Source organism: Anabaena sp. WFMT, from assembly GCF_051781005.1.
Lineage (GTDB): Bacteria > Cyanobacteriota > Cyanobacteriia > Cyanobacteriales > Nostocaceae > Anabaena.
The window spans coordinates 1-1860 of the sequence record NZ_JBPWOA010000046.1 but is presented as its reverse complement, the minus strand read 5'-3'; the positions used below and the strand labels follow the sequence as shown (position 1 = coordinate 1860).

General features: G+C 35.9%; 1 protein-coding gene. It reads right to left on the bottom strand.

All coding sequences use genetic code 11. The features are described from left to right. Positions 1–267: 267 nt before the first annotated feature. Positions 268–1779, bottom strand: coding sequence for an IS1380 family transposase (locus ACSQ6I_RS24660; protein ID WP_438892871.1), 1512 nt, complete (start codon positions 1777–1779; stop codon positions 268–270). Positions 1780–1860: the final 81 nt, after the last annotated feature.

The following is a 1860-nucleotide window of genomic DNA, read 5'->3' as shown; positions in this document are numbered from 1 at the left end:
TAAACCCGGATTTCTCACAAGTGAGATAAAAACGCTTAGGTTAACCAAATTGACGACAATTTAATTGATACATTATCAAAATACCTCCAGAGATAAGTATCTCAAAGTAAAAACCGAAGTATATAAGGATATATCAAATACATTAGAAGTGATTAATACTGAAGCCGAAAACTGTTAATAATAAAAATTGACATACTAATTCATGAGTTAAATCAAGTAAAATAACCCCAAAAAAATCACTTATTAAAAATTAGAAATAGCGATGAATTACGAATTATATGATGTCATAATTAACGATTGACTTGGTATTCGAGATAAACACTGATAAACCGTGGCAAAAAGCTCCTGATAAGGACAAGCATTACTAATTGCGATTAAAACCCGTCGTTTACTAATAGTAATAACAGCTCCTAGCTTCAGTAACTGTGTACGGATAGTCTCAACAGTTGCATTTTTCAGTTCTGTTTTTGCTAAACATTGCTCTCGCAGAGCATTCATCAAGACATAAGCAATAGATGCTAACCACAAACGTAATTGATTTCCGGCAAATGTATGGGTACTAGTTCTATCACTTTTTAGCCCTAATTTTTGTTCTTTTAAGCAATTCTCCATGTTGCCTCGTGGGCAATATTTTTGAGTATAAAGTCGTCCAGGAGGAATTTTATTAATCGGGAGTGAAGTCACTACAAAGCGAGTATCGACTTCTTCATAGCTATACTCAACTTTGGCAACAACACGACGATTACGACTCCAACTATCTAGAGTTTGATAGTCAAGAGAACAATACCAAATTGAGTTATCAACCAATGCTGCTGCGTCGGTTTTTAAATCTGGTGATGAGGGAAACAAGGTTTCAAAAAACTTGACTATGGGTTGAATCTTTGCCGCGAATTCTTGGGATGCACGATACTTTATTGATTGAGATAGCTGGATTAGACGATTATTCGGTGCGAGTCCAAATACATAGTCAATTCCAGTTTGAGATTCACACCATGCCATAATCTCTTCTCTGGAATAAGCGCTATCTCCTCGAATAATAATTTTTACGTTCTGCCATCGTGAGCGGATTATTTTTATAACTCGTTGTAATTCTTCTATTCCCCCTTCTGCTGGTTCTACATTAGATGCACGAAGTTTTGCTGCGAGTAAATGTTTACCACAGAAAATGTAAAGTGGAGCATAACAATATCCTCTATAATAAGGATTGAAGAATGTTTCTTCTTGATTACCATGTACCAAATCATCAGTAACATCTAAATCCAAAATTATCTGTCTTGGTGGTTTTTGATAAGATTCTAGAAATAGCTCAACCAAGAGTGTTTCTATGGCTGACGCATCATGTTCAATACGATGATATTGACTATCCCACCTTGTAGATACATTTTCTGGGCAATGTTCCAGACGATTTAAAGTACTTTTTCCCGCCAATGTCATTGATTCTTGTGACGAATTCACCACTTTTCCCACACAGAGCGCAAATATCGGATCGTGACGTAGATTTTCATGGTCATTTATATCTTCATAGCCCATGATTAAGCCATATATTCTTTGTGCAATTAAGCTATGAACTGGATGTAAAATTTTATTTGGCTGTCGGTAATCTTTGAAACATCTTGCCAGCCGCGATGTTATTTCTCTTTTTCTGTCCAGTTCCGCAATTAATGTTAACCCGGCATCAGATATTACAGGCTCACCCTTGAAATTTACTACAACTGGACATGAATTCTCTTGTTCAAATATGAACTGTTCCGGTATACAATCGTTTTTATTGGGGGTCATGCTTCAAACTGCTAGAATCCTTTGACAATATACATTTTGGCAGTTTATGACCCTTATTTTTCCAGTCTTGTGAGAAATTCG

Bases quoted from the DNA above. Each gene is read 5' to 3' on its own strand.
- ACSQ6I_RS24660 (WP_438892871.1), bottom strand. From the start codon at position 1,779: ATGACCCCCAATAAAAACGATTGTATACCGGAACAGTTCATATTTGAA.